Raw genomic sequence first — 20,073 nt, 5'->3', positions numbered from 1 at the left:
GGACTGCTCTGTAACTCCTATAGTCGATTTATGCTCGGCCTGCCGGCCCGTCCGCGGAACGGTTCAGGTGCGTCGATCGAAGGCCGAAGCGGTGATCCCCCATTGCCCCAGCCAGTAGGTCAGGATGATGGCATAGGGCGCGGCGGCGAAGCTGGCGACGAAGCGATCGATGCCGATCAGGCTGTCGGACAGCACGAACAGCGCCGCGCCGGCGGCGGCCAGATAAGTCGAGTGCGGCTGCAGCTCGGGGTTGCCGAGGCGGGCCAGGGCGCGCCACAGCATCAGACTGATGACCAGGGCGTAGCAGGCCACCGGAATCAACATCGGGCCCAGGCCGCTGGCGGCCAGCACGGCGAACATCGCGCCGCCGGCGCCGAGCGCCAGCAGCAGGGCGGGCAGGGCCGGGCGGCGGGTGTCGGAGAAGTAGGCGCGCAGGTAGGCCAGGTGGCCGAGGAGGAAGGCGCCGAGGCCGAACACGAACAGATCGCCCGGCCAGTCCAGCAGGATGTCACCGGCCAGGGAGCACAGCAGGCCGATGCCGATCCAGCGCCGGTAGGTGCCGGCCGGCGCCTGGCGCAGCCAGAGCAGCAGGGCGATCACCGGAATGCCCTTGGTCAGCAGGCTTAGTTGCGCATCGCCGCTGATCCGGCCGTAGAGAAAGATCGCGGCTCCCGCCAAGCCGAGCAACAACCAGCGCATAGTGAGGCTCCATCCAATGATCGAATGGCCGGCACTATGCCGGGCAGGCGTGGCGCTGCCAATGCGCAGCGTGCCAGGCCGAGTGGCGGATCGTGCCGCCGCTCGACCATTGCCCGCTTAGCGGGCATTGTTGAGCCTCGTCGTCGCCATGGAGGCTGTTGCAATGGATACACCCAGCGAGATCGGCGCCCTGATCGAACGCCTGTATCGCGAGGAGTCGCGCCGCGTGCTGGCGACCCTGATCCGCCTGCTGGGCGACTTCGACCTGGCCGAGGAGGCGCTGCACGAGGCCTTTCGCGTGGCGGTGGAACAGTGGCCGCAGGAGGGCGTGCCGGCCAATCCGCGCGCCTGGCTGGTGTCGACCGGGCGCTTCAAGGCGATCGACAACCTGCGCCGCCAGCGTCGTTTCCAGCCGCTCGACGAGCAGGCCGAGCTGCCCGACGAGGCGCCGCTGGAGGAGGGCGAGCTGCTCGAAGACGACCGTCTGCGCCTGATCTTCACCTGCTGCCACCCGGCGCTGGCCAGCGATGCCCAGGTGGCGCTGACCCTGCGCGAGGTGTGCGATCTGACCACCGAGGAGATCGCCCGTGCCTTTCTTGCCAGCCCCGCGACCCTGGCCCAGCGCATCGTCCGCGCCAAGAGCAAGATCCGCGATGCACGGATTCCCTACGAGGTGCCGGGGCGCAGCGAGCTGCCCGAGCGCCTGGAGGCGGTGTTGCGGGTGGTCTACCTGGTGTTCAACGAGGGCTACTTCGCCAGCTCCGGCGATTCGCTGACCCGCAGTCAGTTGTCCGACGAGGCTATTCGCCTGGGGCGGTTGCTGGCGGAGTTGCTGCCCGAGCCGGAGGTGCAGGGGCTGCTGGCGCTGATGCTGCTGCACGAGTCGCGCCGCGCCGCGCGCAGCGGCGTCGATGGCGAGGTGATTCTGCTCGAGGCGCAGGATCGTGGTCTGTGGAACCCCGAGCTGATCGCCGAGGGCGAGGCGCTGGTGCTGCAGGCCCTGCATTCGCGACGCTTCGGCCCATACAGCCTGCAGGCGGCGATTGCTGCGGTGCATGCCGAGGCGCCGAGCCTGGAGGCGACCGACTGGGTGCAGATCGTCGGCCTGTACGACGAACTGCTGCGCCTGACGCCCTCGCCGGTGATCGAGCTCAATCGCGCAGTGGCCCTGGCCATGCGCGACGGGCCTGAGGCGGGGTTGGCGCAGGTCGACCGGCTGCTGGCGGCCGGCGAACTGGACAATTACCACCTGGCCCATGCCGCCCGCGCCGACCTGCTGCGCCGCCTGGATCGCCGCGAACAGGCGCGTGCCGCCTACCGCCAGGCCCTGGCGCTGGCGCAGCAGGGGCCGGATCGGCAGTTTCTGCAGAAGAGGCTGGAGGAGTTGGAGGCACGCGAGGCGGACGACATGCCGTAGGGGCGCGCGGGGCCGCCTAGGCTTTGCGCACCATTTGCCACAGTTCGTCGCCCGGATAGGCATAACAGGTGGCGGGCATTGAACCCTCACCCCAACCCTCTCCCAGAGGGAGAGGAGCTTTTCAGCACTTAACCGGCCACCAGCACGCGAATCGCTTCCAGACGCAGGGCGGCCTTGTCGAACATCGCCAGGCTCTGCTCGCGCTGCTGGCGCAGGGCCTCGATCTCGCTGTCGCGCACGCTGGGGTTGACCGCCTGCAGGGCGACCAGACGCGCCAGTTCCTCGTCCAGCTCGGCGATCAGGCGGCGCTTGGCCTCGGCCACTCGCTCGACGTGGCGCGGCATGACCTTGGCTTCGGCGTCGTTGAGCTGCTTGGTCAGCACGTCGCGCTGGGCCTGGACGAACTTGTTGGCGCTGGCGCGCGGCACGCTTTCCAGCTGGTCATTGAGGGTTTCGAAGCCGACCTTGGCGGCCAGGTCGTTGCCATTGGCGTCGAACAGGCAGCGCAAGGCGGCCGGGGGCAGGAAGCGGCCCAGTTGCAGTTTGCGTGGGCCGACCACTTCGCTGACGTAGAGCAGCTCCAGCAGCACGGTGCCGGGCTTGAGCGCCTTGTTCTTGATCAGCGCCACCGCGGTGTTGCCCATCGAGCCGGACAGCACCAGGTCCATACCGCCCTGCACCATGGGGTGTTCCCAGGTGAGGAACTGCATGTCCTCGCGGGCCAGGGCCTGGTCGCGGTCGTAGGTCACGGTCACCGCCTCGTCGTCGCCGAGCGGGAAGCTGGCGTCCAGCATCTTCTCGCTGGGGCGCAGGATCAGGGCGTTGTCGGAGTGGTCTTCGCTGTCGATGCCGAAGGCGTTGAACAGCTCTTCCATGTAGATCGGCAGGCTGAACTGGTCGTCCTGCTCGAGGATGGCTTCGACCAGCGCCTCGCCTTCACCGGCGCCACCGGAGTTGAGTTCCAGCAGACGGTCGCGGCCGCTGTGCAGCTCGCCTTCCAGGCGAATGCGCTCGGCGGTGGCCTCGTCGATCAACTGTTGCCACTGGCCGTCGTCGCCGCTTTCCAGCAGCGGCAGCAGGCGCGGGCCGAACTGGTGCTGCAGGGCGTTGCCGGTGGGGCAGGTGGCGAGGAAGGCATTCAGCGCCTGGTGATACCACTGGAACAGGCGCTCCTGCGGGCTGTTCTCCAGGTAGGGCACATGGAGCTGGATACGGTGCTTCTGACCGATGCGGTCGAGACGGCCGATGCGCTGTTCGAGCAGGTCCGGGTGGGCCGGCAGGTCGAACAGCACCAGGTGATGGGCGAACTGGAAATTGCGGCCTTCGGAGCCGATCTCCGAGCAGATCAGCACCTGGGCGCCGAATTCTTCGTCGGCGAAGTAAGCGGCGGCGCGGTCGCGCTCGAGGATGCTCATGCCCTCGTGGAACACCGTGGCCGGGATGCCGGAGCGCACGCGCAGGGCGTCTTCCAGATCCAGGGCGGTCTCGGCGTGGGCGCAGATCACCAGCACCTTGTATTTCTTGAGCATCTTCAGCGTGTCGATCAGCCACTCGACGCGCGGGTCGAAGCGCCACCAGCGCTGCTCCTCGTCCACCTCGTCCTGGGCCTGGTAGCCGACTTCCGGGTACAGCTCGGCATGCTCGCCGACCGGCAATTCCAGGTACTCGATCGGGCAGGGCAGCGGGTAGGGGTGCAGCTCGCGCTCGGGGAAACCCTGCACCGCGGCGCGGGTGTTGCGAAACAGCAGACGACCGGTGCCGTGGCGGTCCAGCAGCTCGCGTACCAGGCGCGCGCGTGCGGCTTCGTCGCCGCCGTCGATGGCATCCAGCAGCTCGCGGCCCTCGTCGCCGAGGAAACCGCCGATGGCGTCGCGCGCCTGGGCGCTGAGCTTGCCGTGGTCGAGCAGTTCCTGCACCGCCTCGGCCACCGGACGGTACTGGCCGCTCTCGGCGCGGAAAGCGTCCAGGTCATGGAAGCGCGCCGGATCGAGCAGGCGCAGGCGGGCGAAGTGGCTGTCCTGGCCGAGCTGCTCGGGGGTGGCGGTGAGCAGCAGCACGCCGGGGATGACTTCGGCCAGTTGCTCGACCAACGAGTACTCGGCGCTGGCCTGTTCCGGGTGCCAGACCAGGTGGTGGGCTTCGTCGACCACCAACAGGTCCCAGCCGGCGGCGAATAGCGCGTCCTGGGCCTTCTCGTCGTCCTTCAGCCACTCCAGGGCGACCAGCGCCAGCTGGCAATCCTCGAAGGGGTTGCTGGCGTCGCTTTCCATGAAGCGCTCGGCGTCGAACAGCGCCACGTCCAGGTTGAAGCGCCGGCGCATCTCCACCAGCCACTGGTGCTGCAGGTTCTCCGGCACCAGGATCAGCACGCGGCCGGCGCGGCCGGAGAGCAGCTGGCGGTGGATCACCAGGCCGGCCTCGATGGTCTTGCCCAGGCCCACTTCATCGGCCAGCAGCACGCGCGGGGCGATGCGGTCGGCCACCTCGCGGGCGATGTGCAGCTGGTGGGCGATCGGCTGGGCGCGCGCGCCGCCCAGGCCCCACAGCGAGGATTGCAGCAGGCGGCTGTTATGCTCCAGGCTGTGGTAGCGCAGGGCGAACCAGGCCAGCGGGTCGATCTGCCCGGCGAACAGGCGGTCGCTGGCCAGGCGGAACTGGATGAAGTTCGACAGCTGCGTCTCCGGCAGGGTGACGCTCTGGTGCTGACCGTTGAGGCCGTGATAGACCAGCAGGCCGTCGATGTCCTCGACTTCCTGCACGGTGAGCTTCCAGCCCTCGAAATGGGTGATCTCGTCGCCCGGGGCGAAGCGCACGCGGGTCAGCGGGGCGTTGCGGGTGGCGTACTGGCGCGTCTCGCCGGTGGCCGGGTAGAGCACGGTGAGCAGGCGGCCGTCCTCGGCGAGGATGGTGCCCAGCCCCAATTCCGCCTCGCTGTCACTGATCCAGCGTTGCCCCGGTTGATACTGCATGCCTGTCTCCCCGCGTGAAAAAGCCGGCTATGGTAACGGATGCGCTGCCCGGGCCAAAGCGGCCATGGCACTTATGCCGTTCGACTCAGTCGAAAGTGTAGCGAGCGCCGCCTAAAGTCGCGGCTTGCGGGGCCGACAGCCTGACCAAAGGAGGTGCGATTACGTGTTACCACCTATCCCCCACAGCCTGGTGCCGGTCACTGCCTCGCAAGACGTGATCAAGCCCAAGCCCGAGATTCCGCCGGTGACGCCAGCCGAGGCCAGCGCCAAGGAAAGCGCGCTGAACCTGGACAAGCGCCACCCGCAGGAAACCGAGGAACTGCTGCGCGAAGAGCAGCGCCGCCGTCAGCGCCGCGGCTACACCCCCGAACAGCTGGCCGCGGCCGAGCCGGAGGAGGTGGAGCAGGCGCTGGGCGATCTGCCGCGCCAGGGATTATGGGTGGATGTGGAAGTCTGACAGACTGGCCGCCTGTGTCTTTCTCCGAGTCTGATCATGCTGTTTGCCGATTCCTTGCCCGAGCTGGCCGATGCCGAGCTGGACTACCAGCCGGGTTGGGTCGACGCCGCCGTGGCCGATGCCTGGCTCGCCGCCTTGGTGGACGAGACGCCCTGGCAGCAGCCGGAGCTGTTCATCCATGGCCGTTACCACCGCGTGCCGCGCCTGACCGCCTGGTACGGCGAGCCCGAGGCGCGCTATCGCTATTCCGGCAAGCTTCACCAGCCGCTGCCCTGGACGCCGTTGCTCGATGAGATTCGCCGGCAGATCGTGAGGGCCGTAGGCCAGCCGCTTAATGCCGTGCTGCTCAACTATTACCGCGATGGCCAGGATTCCATGGGCTGGCACAGCGATGCCGAAGCCGAGCTGGGGCGCAATCCGCTGATCGCCTCGCTCAACCTCGGCGGCAGCCGGCGCTTCGACCTGCGCCGGGTCGGCAGCACGCGCATCGGCCATTCGCTGACTCTGGAACACGGCTCGCTACTGGTCATGCGCGGGCCGACCCAGCATCATTGGCAGCACCAAGTGGCGAAGACGCGCCAGCCCTGCGCGCCGCGTCTGAACCTGACCTTCCGCCTGATCCGGTTTCCGCTATGAGCAACGACGACAAGCTGATCGACTTCGCCGCCGAACGCGGCAAGCGCATCCACGACCTCAACGACAAGCGTCTCGACGAGATGCGCCAGGCCTTCGAGCAGGCCCTGCCGCTGGCCAAGGCGAAGAAGAAGTCCAAGGGCAAGCCGAAAAAACGCTGAAGCCTCCTGCCCCTTTGCCGTCCTGGGCGGCGCTGCCGCCGTGTCCGCTCGCTCCGTGCCCCTCGATTGCTTGACCTGGATCAGTGTTGCCGCCTCCGGGGCGGCGGCCGCCGTCGCGCATTGACCCAGATCAATTGTCCTCCCGCCGCCGCTGGTAAGGTGCAGTCATCCCAGACAGGCAGGCACAACAGGAGGCAGCCATGTTCGTCGATACAGTGGTTCTCGCCGGAGTCGGCACGGTTGTTCTGATGGTCGCCTTTTTCGGCGGGGTCGGTTACTTCATCTGGAAGGATTCGCACAAGCGCAAGCCAAGCTGATCTTTTCGGTTTACAGGGCACGCAAGGCAATTCGGGCGACTTCGGTCGCCCTTTTTTATGGGCGTGCGTCGGGTGGGGCTGGACGCAAACTGCGTAGCTAGCTAATAATTAGCTTGTTTCGTAGGGCGCTATGACGCTCGTCTACGCTTTCCTCGCCCAGTCCTTGAAGCCGATTCCATGCGCGATGCCCTGCTGGCCTTCGTGGCGCCCAGTACCCAGGCCCTTCAGTTTGCGATCAAGACCCTGCTGGGCGGCGGCCTGGCGCTGTGGTTCGCCTTCCGTTTCGATCTGCCGCAGCCGCAGTGGGCGTTGATGACCGCCTTTATCGTCGCCCAGCCGCTGTCCGGCATGGTGGTGCAGAAGGGCCTGGCGCGCCTGCTCGGCACCCTGGTCGGCACCGTCATGGCGGTGCTGCTGATGGCGCTGTTCGCCCAGGCGCCCTGGTTGTTCCTGCTCGCCCTGGCGCTCTGGCTGGGGCTGTGCACCGCCGCCTCGAGCATGCTGCGCAGCGCCTGGAGCTATGCCTTCGTGCTGGCCGGCTACACCGTGGCGATCATCGGCTTGCCGGCCATCGACGCGCCGCTGACGGTGTTCGATCAGGCGGTGGCACGCTGCACGGAAATCTGCCTGGGGATTGTCTGCGCCACCGCGGTCAGCGCGGTGCTCTGGCCGCAGCGGGTCGAGCGCCAACTGGTGCAGCAGGCGCGAAGCGCCTGGCAGGCCGGCTCGAGCGCCGCGGCCTCGGCGCTGGTCGGCGAGGCCACGGCGCGCCAGGGCCTGCTCGAGGTGCTGGGGCGCATCGTCGCGGTGGATGCCCAACGCGAGCACGCCTGGTTCGAGGGCGCTCGCGGCCGCCAGCGCGCCCGTGCCTTGCGTGCGCTGTGTCGCGATCTGCTCACCCTGTTGCGCCTGGCGCGCGGCGTGGCGCGTCAGTGGCGGCAGTTGAGCGAGGCCGAGCGCCACGCCCTGGCGCCCTGGCTGGAGCGGGTAGGCGAGCAGCTGGCAGAGGGGCAGGCGCAGCAATTGCCGGCGCTGGCCGAGCAACTGCGCCAGGCCGCCGAGGCGCCGACGCTCAGCGCGGTGCAGCGTTTGTGCCTGGAGCGCCTGGCGTTGCTGGCGCTGCGCCTGGATACCGCCAGCCAGTCGCTGGCGGCGGTGGAGCGCGGCGAGAGCGGGCAGGCGTCGCCGGCGCTGTCCTGGCACAGCGACTGGCAGACCGCTGCGGTCTATGGCGCGCGCAGCGCCCTGGCCTTTCTGGCGCTGGCGGCGTTCTGGCTGGCGACCGGCTGGACCGCTGCCAGCGGCGCCTTGCTGTTGGCCTGCGTGGTCTGCAGCCTGTTCGCCAGCCGCGAGAACGCCGCGCAGATCGGCCTGCTGTTCATGCGCGGGATCTTCTATGCGCTGCCGCTGGCATTCGTCGTCGGGCAGCTCCTGCTGCCGCAGCTCAACGGCTTCGCCATGCTCGCTCTGGCCCTTGGCGTACCACTGTTCTTCGGCGCCCTGGGCATGGCCAAGCCGGCGCTGGGCGCCACCGCCACCTCGTTCAGTCTGCATTTCATCGTGCTCTGCGCGCCGCAGAACGACATGCACTACGACGTCGCCTTCTTCCTCAACGAGGCGCTGGCCATGCTGATCGGCGTCGGCTGTGCGGTGCTGGCGTTCAACCTGATCGGCGTGCGCAGCCCGGCCTGGCATGGCCGCCGTCTGCTGCGCGCCACCCTGCAGGACCTGGCCCGGCTCACCCGTCTGCCGCTGACCGGGGCCGAGAGCTGGTTCGGCGGGCGCATGGCCGACCGCCTGCTGCAACTGGCGCGGCACTATCCGGCGCTGCCCAGCCAGAGCCGCAGCCGTTGGGACGACGGGGTCGCCAGCCTGGACCTGGGCGATGAACTGCTGCACCTGCGCGCCTGCCTGGCGGCGGGCGACCGCGCGCTGGGCCTGGCCGAAACGAATTTTCTCGATCATCTGCGCCGACAGCTGTTGCTCGGCCCGGCGCCGTCGCGGGGCGCTGCCCTCGATGCTGCGCTGGACGACTTGCTCCAGGCCCTGCGCGGCGCGCCGCCGAGCATCGACCGGCGTCTGGCCGAGGCGGCCCTGCTGCAGCTGCACGGCGGCTGGCAACACTGGTGCGGGCAACAAGGAGAAGCCCATGGGCTTGCGTGAATGGGCGCTGGGCGGGGTGCTGCTCAGCCCCATGCTGCTTTATGCGCTGCTGGCGCTGCTGCTCACCGGCGCGCTGCGCCTGGCCCTGCAGCGGCTCGGTGTGGCGCGCTGGATCTGGCACGAGGCGTTGTTCGACTGTGCCCTATATGTCTGCGTGCTGGCGGCGCTGGTCGCCGTGTTGAGTTGATCAAGGAGATGTCCATGCGTGCGAGCATTCGCCTCGGCCTCACCCTGAGCCTGGTGGCGGCGGCCCTGCTGGCCGGCGCCTGGCTGTGGCAGCACTACCTGTATTCGCCCTGGACCCGCGACGCGCGGGTGCGCGCCGAGGTGGTGACCCTGGCCCCGGATTTGGCCGGCTGGGTCACGCAACTGAAGGTGCGCGACAACCAGCGGGTGGCGGCCGGCGAGCTGCTGCTGAGCCTGGATCGCGAGCGCTATCAGGTGGCCCTGGAACAGGCCCAGGCGGTGGCCGAGACGCGGCGCCAGCAACTGCTGCTGCGCGAGCACGAGGCCAGCCGTCGCGTGCGCCTGGGGCCGCAGGCGATCAGCGCCGAGCTGCGCGACAACGCCCAGATCAGCGCCGAGATCGCCCGCGGCGAGTATCGTCAGGCGCAGGTGGCGGTCAAATCCGCCGAGCTGGACCTGGCGCGCAGCGAGGTGCGCGCACCGCGCGCCGGCCAGGTGACCAATCTGCGCCTGGCCGAAGGCAACTACGTCAAGGCCGGCGAGCCGGTGCTGGCGCTGGTGGACGAGGCGTCGTTCTATATCCAGGCCTATTTCGAGGAGACCAAGCTGCCGCGCATCCGTGTCGGCGCGCCGGTGGACATCTGGCTGATGGGCGGCGACCAGCCGTTGCGCGGCGAGGTGGAGAGCATCAGCCGCGGCATCACCGACCGCAACGCCAGCCCGGACGGCCAGCTGCTGGCCGACGTCGAACCGACCTTCAACTGGGTACGCCTGGCGCAGCGGATTCCGGTGCGGATCAAGCTCGACGAGCTGCCCGAGGGCCTGCTGCTCAGCGCCGGGATGACGGCCAGCGTGCGGGTGGCGCAGTAGCCTGGGGCGACACCGGCGGCCACCGCGTACCGTCCGGCCAGCGGAACCCGGTGCCCGGGCGGCAGCTCTATACTCAAGCCAGGTCGTGCATGAGTCGGAGGCAAGCCGTGCCAACGTCGCGTTCCACCCACCAGGAACACCTGTGCCTTAACCGTGCGTTGCGCACTTTGAGCGGCTGCAACCGGGCGCTGCTGCGCGCCGAAAACGAAGCCAGCCTGCTCCAGGAGATCTGTCGGGTCATAGTCGAGCAGGCCGGTTACCGCCTGGCCTGGGTCGGCCGCGCCGAGCACGATCCGGCGCAAACCGTCACCCCCCTGGCCCATGCCGGGGTCGAACGGACCTACATCGACTCGCTGAATATCTCCTGGGGCGACAACGAACGCGGCCACGGCCCCTCCGGCACCGCGATCCGCACCGGCCAGCTGAGCCTGACCCACAACCTGCTGACCGACCCGAACACCGCGCCCTGGCGCGAAGGCGCCATCCAGCACGGCATCGCCTCGGTGATGTCGCTGCCGCTGCGGGTCGAAGGGCGGATCTTCGGTGCCCTCGGCATCGGCGCGCCGGAACCCGATGCCTTCGGCCCGCAGGAAATGGCGTTGCTCAGCGAGGCCGCCGAGGACCTGGCCTTCGGCCTCGAGACCCTGCGCGGCAAGGCGCGTCGCATCCAGGCCGAGCAGGAGATCCAGCGCCTCAATCGCGCCCTGTCGACGCGGGTGGCGGTCAACCATGCGCTGATCCACGCCGACGCCGAATCCGCGCTGCTCAAGGAAGTCTGTCGGGTACTGGTGGTCGACTGCGGCTACCGCCTGGCCTGGGTCGCCTATCGCCAGGAAGACCCCGCCGAGCCGGTACGCCAGGTCGCCTACGCCGGCGACGATCACGGTTTCCTCGCGCGGGCCGAGGCCTGGGCCGCCAGTGCCGAGGGCCAAGCCTACATCCAGCGAGTCGATGCCCGGCTCGAGGGCGGCCGGCCACTGGTCATCCGCAACCTCCCCGAGGAGCCGGTGGACGGGTTCCTGAGAGACGAGGCCAAGGAGCACGGCTTCGCGGCGACCATAGTGCTGCCGCTGCGAGTGGACGACCGGCTGATCGGCAAGCTGGTGATCATGGCCGCAGCGAGCGACACCTTCGACGAGCAGGAGGTCGAGTTGCTGTTCGCCACCGCCAACGATCTGGGCTTCGGCATCGCCACCCTGCGCACCCGCGATCGGGCGCTGCAGGCCGAGGCGACCATCAGGCGCATGGCCTATGCCGACGAGCTGACCGGCCTGCCCAACCGCCTGCGCCTGCGCGAGTTACTGGAAGCTGCGATCGCCGAAGCCAAGCAGGAACACCGGGCGCTCGGTCTGTTGCAACTGGAGGTCGGGCGCAACCAGGCGATCAACGAAACCCTCGGCTATCGCGAAGGCGACCGCCTGCAGCAGGCCATCGCCGCCCGCCTGGTACAGGCGGTGGGCGCCGGCAACAGGCTGGCGCGCATCGGCGAAAGCGAGTACGCCGTGCTGATGCCCAGCGGCGGCGCCGAGCAGGCGTCGCAACTGGCGCAGAAGATCCTGGTGGCGCTGTACGAACCGATCGACCTGAGCGGGCTGCTGCTCGATACCCGCGCCAGCATCGGCATCGCCCTCTATCCCGGCCACGGCACCGATCCGGACGCCCTGATCCGCCGCTCGGCCAGCGCCATGGATCAGGCCAAGCGTTCCAGCACCGGCTATGCGCTGTTCCAGGGCGGGATGGACCGCGAATGCGCCCAGCACCTGACCCTGATGAGCGAACTGCGCCGGGCGATCGACGGCAACCAGCTGCTGTTGCACTATCAGCCGAAACTGCAGATCGCCACCAACAAGGTGTGCGGCAGCGAGGCCCTGGTGCGCTGGCAGCATCCGCAGCATGGTTTGCTGCCGCCCAACGACTTCATCAAGCTGGCCGAGAGCGCCGGGCTGATCACCCCGCTCACCTACTGGGTGCTCGATGCCGCGCTGGGCCAGAGCTACGCCTGGCGCGAGGAAGGCGACGAGCGACCGGTTTCGGTCAACCTGTCGGCCCACGACCTGCGCGACCCCAAGCTGCTCGAACGCATTCGCGGCACCTTCGCCACCTGGGGCGCCGAGCCGAACTGGGTCGAATTCGAGCTGACCGAAAGCGCGCTGATGGACGATCCGGTCGCGGCGCTGGAGACCCTGACCCAACTGAAGAACCTCGACACCCGGCTGACCATCGACGACTTCGGCACCGGCTACTCCTCGCTGGCTTACCTGCAGAAGCTGCCGGTGGATTCGCTGAAGATCGACCAGTCCTTCGTCACCCGCATGCTCAGCGACGACGATGACTCGGCGAAGATCGTGCGCTCGATCGTCGAGCTGGCGCACAACCTCGAGCTCGAGGTGGTCGCCGAAGGCGTGGAGAACCAGGAGACCCTGACCCGTCTGGGCAACTTCGGTTGCGACATCGCCCAGGGCTTCTCGATCAGCCAGCCGCTGCCCGGCGACAAGTTCCGCGCCTGGGAAGCCCTGTCGGCCTGGCACTGAGCAAGCCCCCTACGACCGGCGTATTTCCCGTGGGGCGCAGCGAGGCTCGGCATCGGTTTCGCGGCCGAGACCGCTCCGGCGGCAGCACTGCGTGGCCGCCCCCTTCAGCCAAGCATCAGGCCCGTTCGACCCGCGCCGGCGTGCGGCGCATCAGCACCCTGCCGTGGCGGATTGATACCAGCGCATGGCCCTGACTGCGCAGCATCTCATAATCGTCCGGCGCCGAGAGGATCAGCAGGTTGGCCGGACGGCCCACTTCCAGCCCATACCCTTCACCCAGGTTCAGCGCGCGCGCCGAGTTGTCGGTGATCAGGTCCAGGCTGCGCTTGAGGTCGTCGTAGCCGAGCATGTGGCAGATGTGCAGGCCGGCTTCGAGGATGCGCAGGATGTTGCCGTTGCCCAGCGGGTACCAGGGGTCGACGATGGAATCCTGGCCGAAGCAGACGTTCATCCCGGCGCGGTCGATCTCTGCCACGCGGGTCAGGCCCCGGCGTTTCGGGTGGCTGTCGAAGCGGCCCTGCAGGTGGATGCTCTCGGTGGGGCAGGAGACGAAGCTGATGCCGCTCAGCTTCAGCAGGCGGAACAGCTTGGAGCAGTAGGCGTTGTCGTAGGAGCCCATCGCCGTGGCGTGGCTGGCGGTGACCCGCGCGCCCATGCCACGTACGCGGGCTTCCTCGGCAAGCACTTCGAGAAAGCGCGAGTTGGGGTCGTCGGTCTCGTCGCAATGCACGTCCACCAGACAGCCCGTGCGTTCGGCCAGGTCCATGAGGAACTTGATCGAGGCCACGCCCTGGTCACGGGTGTTCTCGAAGTGCGGGATGCCGCCGACCACGTCGGCGCCCAGCGCGATGGCCTGTTCCATCAGCGCGCGGCCACCCGCGTACGACTCGATGCCCTCCTGGGGGAAGGCGACGATCTGCAGGTCGATCAGCTGGCGGGTTTCCTCGCGCACTTCGAGCATGGCCTTGAGCGCGGCCAGGCTCGGGTCGGTGACGTCGACGTGGGTGCGCACGTGCTGGATGCCGTGGTCGACCAGCATGTCGATGGTCTTCTTGGCGCGCGTCTTGGTGTCTTCATGGGTGACCAGCGCCTTGCGCTCGGCCCAGCGCTCGATGCCCTCGAACAGCGTGCCGCTCAGGTTCCAGGTCGGCTCGCCGGCGGTGAGGGTGGCGTCGAGGTGGATATGCGGTTCGACGAAGGGCGGCACGACCAGGTTGCCGGCGGCGTCCAGGTCGCCTTCTGCTATGGGATGCAGGGCGTGCTGGGCGTCGATGGCGGCGATACGCGCGCCGTCCAGGGTGATGCGCTGCAGGCCGTCGCGGCCGCGCAGGCGGGCATTGTGGATGATCATAGGGGCGGGCTCCAGGGGCGGCGGTCAGCCTGGCGGCTGAGGGTGGCGCATAAGGTGCCGAGCAGGGGCTCGGCACCGGGTCCCGGCATTTGGCAGGCCGTCAGCCGATGCTCACCTGCGGCATGGCCGGCATGGTCACGGTCTGCTCGCTGGCCGGCGCCAGCACTTCGGCTTCGCCGTCGACCACCTGCTTGCCGTCCTGGTTGAACACGCGGGTGGCGATGCGCACGCGGTTCTTCGGCAGCTTTTCCAGCACTTCCAGCTGCACCGTCAGGCTGTCGCCGAGCTTCACCGGGCGGGTGAACTTGAGCTGCTGGCCGAGGTAGATGGTGCCCGGGCCGGGCAGGCGGCAGGCGATCGCTGCGCTGATCAGCGCGCCGCTGAACATGCCGTGGGCGATACGCTCCTTGAACAGCGTCTCGGCGGCGAAGGCGGCGTCCAGGTGCACCGGGTTGTTGTCGCCGGAAACGGCGGCGAACAGCTGCACGTCGCGCTCTTCCACCCGCTTCTCGAAACTGGCCTGCTGGCCGACTTCGAGGGCGGCATAGGGGATATTGGTGACCTGGGTCATGGGGACTCCTTGCGAGGTTGCCGACTGTGGCTCAGCGCCTGCTGCAGCCAGTCGATCAGGTGGGCGGTGACCTCGCCGCGGTTGCTCTCGTTGAGCAGCTCGTGGCGGGCCTCGGGGTAGATCTTCAGTTGCACGTCCTTGATGCCGGCCTGGCGCAGGGCATTCGCCAGGTGGCCCAGGCGCTTGCCGTCGCTGACCGGGTCGCGCGCGCCGCCGATCACCAGCAGCGGCAGGTCGGCGTCGATCTGCGCCAGGTTGGCCGGCGGGGTGATCTGCTGCAGGCCGTCGAGCAGGTCGCACCACAGCTGGGTGGTGCAGACGAAGCCGCACAGCGGGTCGGCGACGTACTTGTCCACTTCGGCCGGATCGCGGCTGAGCCAGTCGAAGGCGGTGCGGTTGGGCTTGAACGCCTTGTTGAACGAGCCGAAGGAGAGCCAGTCGATCAGCTTGCTGCGCCCCTTGGGGCCCAGGCGCCAGCGCTCGAAGCCGGCGATCAGCCGCGCGATGCGGTATAGCGCCACTGGTTGGTAGTTGGAGCCGGACAGCACCGCGCCCTGCAGGCTGCAGCTGTGCCCCATCAGGTAGGCCATGCCGATGTAGCTGCCCATGCTGTGGCCGAGCAGGAAGATCGGCGCCTGCGGATGCTGCTGACGGATATGGTGGTTGAGGGTGGCCAGGTCGCCGACCACCTTGTCCCAGCCGCCTTCGTCGGCGTAGTGGCCGAGCGTGCCGTGCGCCGCGCTCTGGCCGTGGCCGCGCTGGTCCAGGGCATAGAGCGCCACACCCGCCGCCACCAGCGCCTCGGCCAGGCGCGCGTAGCGCAGGCTGTGCTCGGCCATGCCGTGGGCGAGCATGACCACCGCCCGCGGCGGCTGCTCGGCATGCCAGTGGTTGACCTGCAGCGGCTGGCCGTCGCTGGCGTTCAGGGTGAATGCGTCGTGGCGCATGGCGAATCCTTGTGCCGGAAGTTGGCCGCATTGTGCACCGCGCACCGTGCGGCGCAAAGCCTGTCAGGGATTGGCGCTGTGGCGCCGCAGGATCTGCATGTATTCGCCGCTGGCATGCAGGTCGCGCAGGCCCTGCTCGAAGATCGCGCTCCAGTCGGTTTGCCCCGGCTGCGCCGGGACGAAGCCCACCAGCAGCGGGATGCGCTCCAGGGCGCGGCCGTGCCAGCGCAGCTGGCCGTGCAGTTGCGGGTCGCCGGCGATCAGGTATTCGCCGACCCGGCGCTCCAGCAGCACCAGGTCGAAACGCCCGGCGTGCAGCTTGCGCAGGTTGCTGATGTCGTCCACCGCTTCCTCCAGCACCAGCCCGGCGTCGAGGATGCGCTGCGGGTAGCCGTAGCCGCGGACGATGCCGAGCTTCTGCCCGGCCAGTTGCTGCAGGCGCTGGAAGCGCAGCTCGTGGCCCTGGCGGACGAACAGGCCGAGTTCGCTGTAGAACAGCGGGCGCGAGGCGATCAGGCCTTCTTCGCCGATCTCCCGGGGCCACAGCGCCAGCGCGCCCTGGTAGGTGCCGTTGCGCAGTTCGGCGCGCACCCGCGCCCAGGGCAAAAAATCGATGTGCGCCGCGTAGCCGCGCAGGGCGAAGGCGCGGCGGGTGAGGGCGACGATGCTGCCGCCGTCGTCCAGTTGCTGCGAGGCGTAGGGCGGGTACTCCAGGGTGGCCAGGCGCGGGCCGGGCTCGGCCTGGGCCAGGGCGCAGGTCAGCAGGAGTAGGCAGGCGAGTAGGGCGAGTGGCGGCATCGAGTTCGAGTTCGGGCTGGAGCGCTCATCATAGATGTTGCGCAACGAAAGTGCCGGGTGGGCTGCGAGATTCAGCCCATCAATGACGCCTTCGAGCTATTTGCGCAACGGCGCCGAGCTGCTACTTTCCGGGCAGTCCCGCAGCGCGGGCCAGACCATTTCAGGGGAAGAGGACAACAACAATGCAACCTGATTTCTGGAGCGACAAACGGCCGGCCGGCGTGCCCAACGACATCGACCTGGCCAGCTACAAGTCGGTCATCGAGGTGTTCGAGCGCTCGTGCAAGAGGTTCGCCGACCGCCCGGCGTTCAGCAACCTCGGTGTGACCCTGACCTACGCCGAGCTCGATCGCCTGTCCGCGGCCTTCGCCGCCTACCTGCAGAAGCACACCGACCTCAAGCCGGGCGAGCGCATCGCGGTGCAGATGCCCAACGTGCTGCAGTACCCCATCGCCGTGTTCGGCGCCATGCGCGCCGGGCTGATCGTGGTCAACACCAACCCCCTGTACACCGCGCGCGAGATGCGCCACCAGTTCAAGGACGCCGGCGTGCGTGCGCTGGTCTACCTCAACATGTTCGGCAAGCTGGTGCAGGAAGTTCTGCCGGACACCGAGATCGATTACCTGATCGAAGCCAAGATGGGCGACCTGCTGCCGAGCCTCAAGGGCTGGCTGGTCAACACTGTGGTGAAGAAGGTCAAGAAGATGGTGCCCGACTACCATCTGCCCCAGGCCATTGCCTTCAAGCAGGTGCTCAAGCAGGGCCACGGCCAGGCGCTGACCCCGGTCAAGGCCAGCCATGACGACATCGCCGTGCTGCAGTACACCGGCGGCACCACCGGGGTGGCCAAGGGCGCCATGCTCACCCACGGCAACCTGGTGGCCAACATGCTGCAGGTCGACGCCTGCCTGTCGCAGCTGGGCGACGACGGCAAGCCGCTGATGAAGCAGGGCCAGGAGATCATGATCGCGCCGTTGCCGCTGTACCACATCTATGCCTTCACCGCGAACTGCATGTGCATGATGGTCAACGGCAACCACAACGTGCTGATCACCAACCCGCGCGACATTCCCGGCTTCGTCAAGGAACTGGGCAAGTGGAAGTTCTCCGCGCTGCTGGGGCTGAACACCCTGTTCGTCGCGCTGATGGATCACCCCGAGTTCAGGAACCTCGACTTCTCCAACCTCAAGGTCACCAACTCCGGCGGCACCGCCCTGGTCAAGGCCACCGCCGAGCGCTGGCAGGCGATGACCGGCTGCACCGTGGTGGAAGGTTACGGCCTCACCGAGACCTCGCCGGTGGCCAGCACCAACCCCTATGGCGACAAGGCGCGCCTGGGCACCGTGGGCATCCCGGTGCCGGGCACGGCGTTCAAGGTGATCGACGACGACGGCAACGAGATGCCGCTGGGCGAGCGCGGCGAGCTGTGCATCAAGGGCCCGCAGGTGATGAAGGGCTACTGGCAGCGCGAAGAAGCCACTGCCGAGGTGCTCGACGCCGAGGGCTGGTTCAAAACCGGCGACATCGCGGTGATCGACCCGGACGGCTTCGTGCGCATCGTCGACCGCAAGAAGGACATGATCATCGTCTCCGGCTTCAACGTGTACCCCAACGAGATCGAGGACGTGGTCATGGCCCACCCGAAAGTCGCCAGCTGCGCGGCCATCGGCGTGCCGGACGAGAAATCCGGCGAGGTGGTCAAGCTGTTCGTGGTGCCGCGCGACGGCGGCGTCACGGTCGAAGAGCTCAAGGCCTACTGCAAGGAAAACTTCACCGGCTACAAGGTGCCCAAGCACATCGTGCTCAAGGACGCCCTGCCGATGACCCCGGTGGGCAAGATCCTGCGTCGCGAACTGCGCGACATCGCCTGAGCCGCAAGCTCCTCCGTCGTTCCGGCGGAGGAGCTCCCGCCTTCCATGCCGTGACGGCATTCCATTTGTGGTGATTTGGTAACCGAGCGGATGAGGTTCGGACGCCTTTCATCGAGCGCAATCCCCCTTCGCGCCCGCCCAAGACATCGGCGATGTGCGCTGCAATAGGCGAGCTAGAGGCGCTGCCTGGTTTTCAGGCGGGGTGAACTGCTTGTGACCGGTCGGTCTATTTTAGTCACTTTTATAACTGCGCGGCCCAGGTTGGGTGCTGGTCGGCCTTTGGCAAAGCTGCTACTCTCGGCGCGCTTTCGGGGCGTCTGGCCCATGGAAAAGCGAGCTAAACACACAACAAACAACCGCCTGCGCGCGGTGAAGATCAGCTGTTGCTTAGGAGTGGGCTTCCATGACCGAAAACTTCTGGAAGGACAAGTATCCCGTTGGGGTTGCTGCCGAAATCAATCCCGACCAGTACCCGAACATCCTCGCGGTGCTGAAGGAGTCCTGCCAACGCTTCGCCGACAAGCCTGCTTTCAGCAACCTGGGCAAGACCATCACTTACGGCGAGATGTACCAGCTCTCCGGTGATTTCGCCGCCTACCTGCAAAAGCATACCGACCTCAAGCCCGGCGACCGCATCGCCGTGCAGCTGCCCAACGTGCTGCAGTACCCCGTGGTGGTGTTCGGCGCCATGCGCGCTGGCCTGGTGGTGGTCAACACCAACCCGCTGTACACCGCGCGGGAGATGGAACATCAGTTCAACGACTCCGGCGCCAAGGCGCTGATCTGCCTGGCCAACATGGCCCACCTGGCCGAGCAGGTGGTGCCCAAGACCGGCGTCAAGCACGTGATCGTCACCGAAGTCGGCGACATGCTGCCGACCTTCAAGCGCCTGCTGGTCAATGCCGTGATCAAGCACGTGAAGAAGATGGTGCCGGCCTACCACCTGCCGCAGGCGGTCAAGCTCAACGACGCCCTGGCCAAGGGCCGCGGCCAGAGCTTCAACGAAGCCAGCCCGAGCAACGCCGATATCGCCGTGCTGCAGTACACCGGCGGCACCACCGGCGTGGCCAAGGGCGCCATGCTCACCCACCGCAACCTGGTGGCCAACATGCTGCAGGTCAAGGCGCTGATGGGCGCCAACCTGGACGAAGGCTGCGAGGTGCTGATCGCGCCGCTGCCGCTGTACCACATCTACGCCTTCACCTTCCATTGCATGGCGATGATGCTGATTGGCGGCCACAACATCCTGCTGACCAATCCGCGCGACCTGCCGGCGGTGGTCAAGGACCTGGCCAAGTACCGTTTCACCGGTTTCGTTGGCCTCAACACCCTGTTCGTCGCCCTGTGCAACAACGAGGAGTTCCGCAAGCTGGACTTCTCCAGCCTGAAGGCCACCTTCTCCGGCGGCATGGCCCTGCAGCTGGCCACCGCCGAGCGCTGGAAGGAAGTCACCGGCTGCGCCATCTGCGAAGGCTTCGGCATGACCGAAACCAGCCCGGTGGCCACGGTCAACCCGTTCAGCGCCATCCAGCTCGGCACCATCGGCATTCCGCTGCCTTCGACTCTGTGCAAGATCATCAACGACGAGGGTCAGGAACTGGCCATCGGCGAGATCGGCGAGCTGTGCGTCAAGGGCCCGCAGGTGATGAAGGGCTACTGGCAGCGCCAGGAAGCCACCGACGAGATCCTCGACGCCGACGGCTGGCTGAAGACCGGCGACATCGGCCTGATCCAGGAAGACGGCTACCTGCGCATCGTCGACCGCAAGAAGGACATGATTCTGGTGTCCGGTTTCAACGTCTACCCGAACGAACTGGAAGACGTGCTGGCGACCCTGCCGGGCGTGCTGCAATGTGCCGCCATCGGCGTGCCGGACGAGAAATCCGGAGAGGCGATCAAGGTGTTCGTGGTGGTCAAGCCGGGCGAGAGCCTGACCAAGGAGCAGGTGATGGAGCACATGCGCGCCAACCTCACCGGCTACAAGGTGCCCAGGGCCGTCGAGTTCCGCGACGTGCTGCCGACCACCAACGTCGGCAAGATCCTGCGCCGCGAGCTGCGCGACGAAGAGCTGAAGAAGCTGGGCAAGAAGTGATTCGCGCCAGTTGATGAGAACGCCACCTTCGAGTGGCGTT

General features: G+C 67.7%; 17 protein-coding genes. 11 read left to right on the top strand and 6 right to left on the bottom strand.

The annotated features are described in order from the left end of the window. Positions 1-63: 63 nt before the first annotated feature. The gene (locus EA796_RS03260; protein WP_021445688.1) at positions 64-699 is read right to left on the bottom strand and encodes a lysoplasmalogenase; all 636 of its coding nucleotides are present in this window, start codon (positions 697-699) and stop codon (positions 64-66) included. A gap of 163 nt (positions 700-862) precedes the next feature. Between EA796_RS03260 and EA796_RS03255 the strand changes: the two genes are divergently transcribed. Continuing rightward, positions 863-2,116, top strand: coding sequence for an RNA polymerase sigma factor (locus EA796_RS03255; RefSeq protein WP_122107511.1), 1,254 nt, complete (start codon positions 863-865; stop codon positions 2,114-2,116). A gap of 128 nt (positions 2,117-2,244) precedes the next feature. Here EA796_RS03255 and rapA read toward each other — a convergent pair whose 3' ends face one another. Continuing rightward, positions 2,245-5,085, bottom strand: coding sequence for an RNA polymerase-associated protein RapA (gene rapA, locus EA796_RS03250; protein ID WP_122107510.1), 2,841 nt, complete (start codon positions 5,083-5,085; stop codon positions 2,245-2,247). 163 nt (positions 5,086-5,248) lie between these two features. Between rapA and EA796_RS03245 the strand changes: the two genes are divergently transcribed. The 8 genes from EA796_RS03245 (at position 5,249) to EA796_RS03220 (ending at position 12,403) form a co-directional block, all read left to right on the top strand. After that, entirely contained in the window at positions 5,249-5,542 is a 294-nt protein-coding gene (locus tag EA796_RS03245; RefSeq protein WP_021445691.1) for a hypothetical protein, read from the top strand. 36 nt (positions 5,543-5,578) lie between these two features. Continuing rightward, a complete protein-coding gene (locus EA796_RS03240) occupies positions 5,579-6,178 on the top strand; it encodes an alpha-ketoglutarate-dependent dioxygenase AlkB (protein ID WP_122107509.1) in 600 nt (199 codons plus the stop codon). After that, the gene (locus EA796_RS23265; protein WP_178082526.1) at positions 6,175-6,336 is read left to right on the top strand and encodes a hypothetical protein; all 162 of its coding nucleotides are present in this window, start codon (positions 6,175-6,177) and stop codon (positions 6,334-6,336) included. Before EA796_RS03240 ends, EA796_RS23265 begins: the two co-directional genes overlap by 4 nt. 200 nt (positions 6,337-6,536) lie before the next feature. Further along, on the top strand, positions 6,537-6,653 hold the full coding sequence (gene ccoM / locus EA796_RS23545) for a cytochrome c oxidase subunit CcoM (protein ID WP_021445694.1): 117 nt from the start codon (positions 6,537-6,539) through the stop codon (positions 6,651-6,653). Between the two features lie 177 nt (positions 6,654-6,830). Beyond that, positions 6,831-8,816: an FUSC family protein gene (locus tag EA796_RS03235; RefSeq protein WP_122107508.1), complete on the top strand. Its 1,986-nt coding sequence runs from the start codon at positions 6,831-6,833 to the stop codon at positions 8,814-8,816. Continuing rightward, positions 8,803-9,003 carry a DUF1656 domain-containing protein gene (locus EA796_RS03230; protein WP_122107507.1) on the top strand — a complete coding sequence of 67 codons (201 nt, stop codon included), beginning with the start codon at positions 8,803-8,805 and terminating at the stop codon, positions 9,001-9,003. Before EA796_RS03235 ends, EA796_RS03230 begins: the two co-directional genes overlap by 14 nt. 14 nt (positions 9,004-9,017) lie before the next feature. Then, entirely contained in the window at positions 9,018-9,872 is an 855-nt protein-coding gene (locus tag EA796_RS03225) for an efflux RND transporter periplasmic adaptor subunit (RefSeq protein WP_122107506.1), read from the top strand. Between the two features lie 107 nt (positions 9,873-9,979). Next, the gene (locus tag EA796_RS03220; RefSeq protein WP_256679072.1) at positions 9,980-12,403 is read left to right on the top strand and encodes an EAL domain-containing protein; all 2,424 of its coding nucleotides are present in this window, start codon (positions 9,980-9,982) and stop codon (positions 12,401-12,403) included. 115 nt (positions 12,404-12,518) lie between these two features. On the opposite strand, the gene codA is transcribed toward EA796_RS03220, so the two are convergent. The 4 genes from codA to EA796_RS03200 form a co-directional block, all read right to left on the bottom strand. Continuing rightward, a complete protein-coding gene (gene codA / locus EA796_RS03215; protein ID WP_122107504.1) occupies positions 12,519-13,754 on the bottom strand; it encodes a cytosine deaminase in 1,236 nt (411 codons plus the stop codon). Positions 13,755-13,854: 100 nt separating this feature from the next. Then, on the bottom strand, positions 13,855-14,325 hold the full coding sequence (locus tag EA796_RS03210; RefSeq protein WP_021444428.1) for a MaoC family dehydratase: 471 nt from the start codon (positions 14,323-14,325) through the stop codon (positions 13,855-13,857). Beyond that, positions 14,322-15,272 (bottom strand): alpha/beta hydrolase, encoded by a 951-nt coding sequence (locus EA796_RS03205; protein WP_122107503.1) that lies wholly within the window; start codon positions 15,270-15,272, stop codon positions 14,322-14,324. Before EA796_RS03205 ends, EA796_RS03210 begins: the two co-directional genes overlap by 4 nt. A 63-nt stretch (positions 15,273-15,335) precedes the next feature. Beyond that, positions 15,336-16,070 (bottom strand): ABC transporter substrate-binding protein, encoded by a 735-nt coding sequence (locus EA796_RS03200; protein WP_122107676.1) that lies wholly within the window; start codon positions 16,068-16,070, stop codon positions 15,336-15,338. A gap of 182 nt (positions 16,071-16,252) precedes the next feature. Here EA796_RS03200 and fadD2 point away from each other — a divergent pair, with 182 nt between their 5' ends. Together fadD2 and fadD1 are read left to right on the top strand one after the other, a co-directional pair. Beyond that, positions 16,253-17,941, top strand: a complete 1,689-nt coding sequence (gene fadD2, locus EA796_RS03195; protein ID WP_122107502.1) for a long-chain-fatty-acid--CoA ligase FadD2 — start codon at positions 16,253-16,255, stop codon at positions 17,939-17,941. A 403-nt stretch (positions 17,942-18,344) separates the two neighbouring features. After that, complete coding sequence (gene fadD1, locus EA796_RS03190; RefSeq protein WP_122107501.1) at positions 18,345-20,033, top strand: long-chain-fatty-acid--CoA ligase FadD1; 1,689 nt, start codon at positions 18,345-18,347, stop codon at positions 20,031-20,033. Positions 20,034-20,073 lie beyond the last annotated feature (40 nt).

The sequence above is a fragment of the Pseudomonas sp. AOB-7 genome, from assembly GCF_003696305.1.
Taxonomy (GTDB): domain Bacteria; phylum Pseudomonadota; class Gammaproteobacteria; order Pseudomonadales; family Pseudomonadaceae; genus Aquipseudomonas.
The sequence above is the reverse complement of the archived record's forward strand: the minus strand, read 5'-3'. Positions and strand labels throughout refer to the sequence as shown.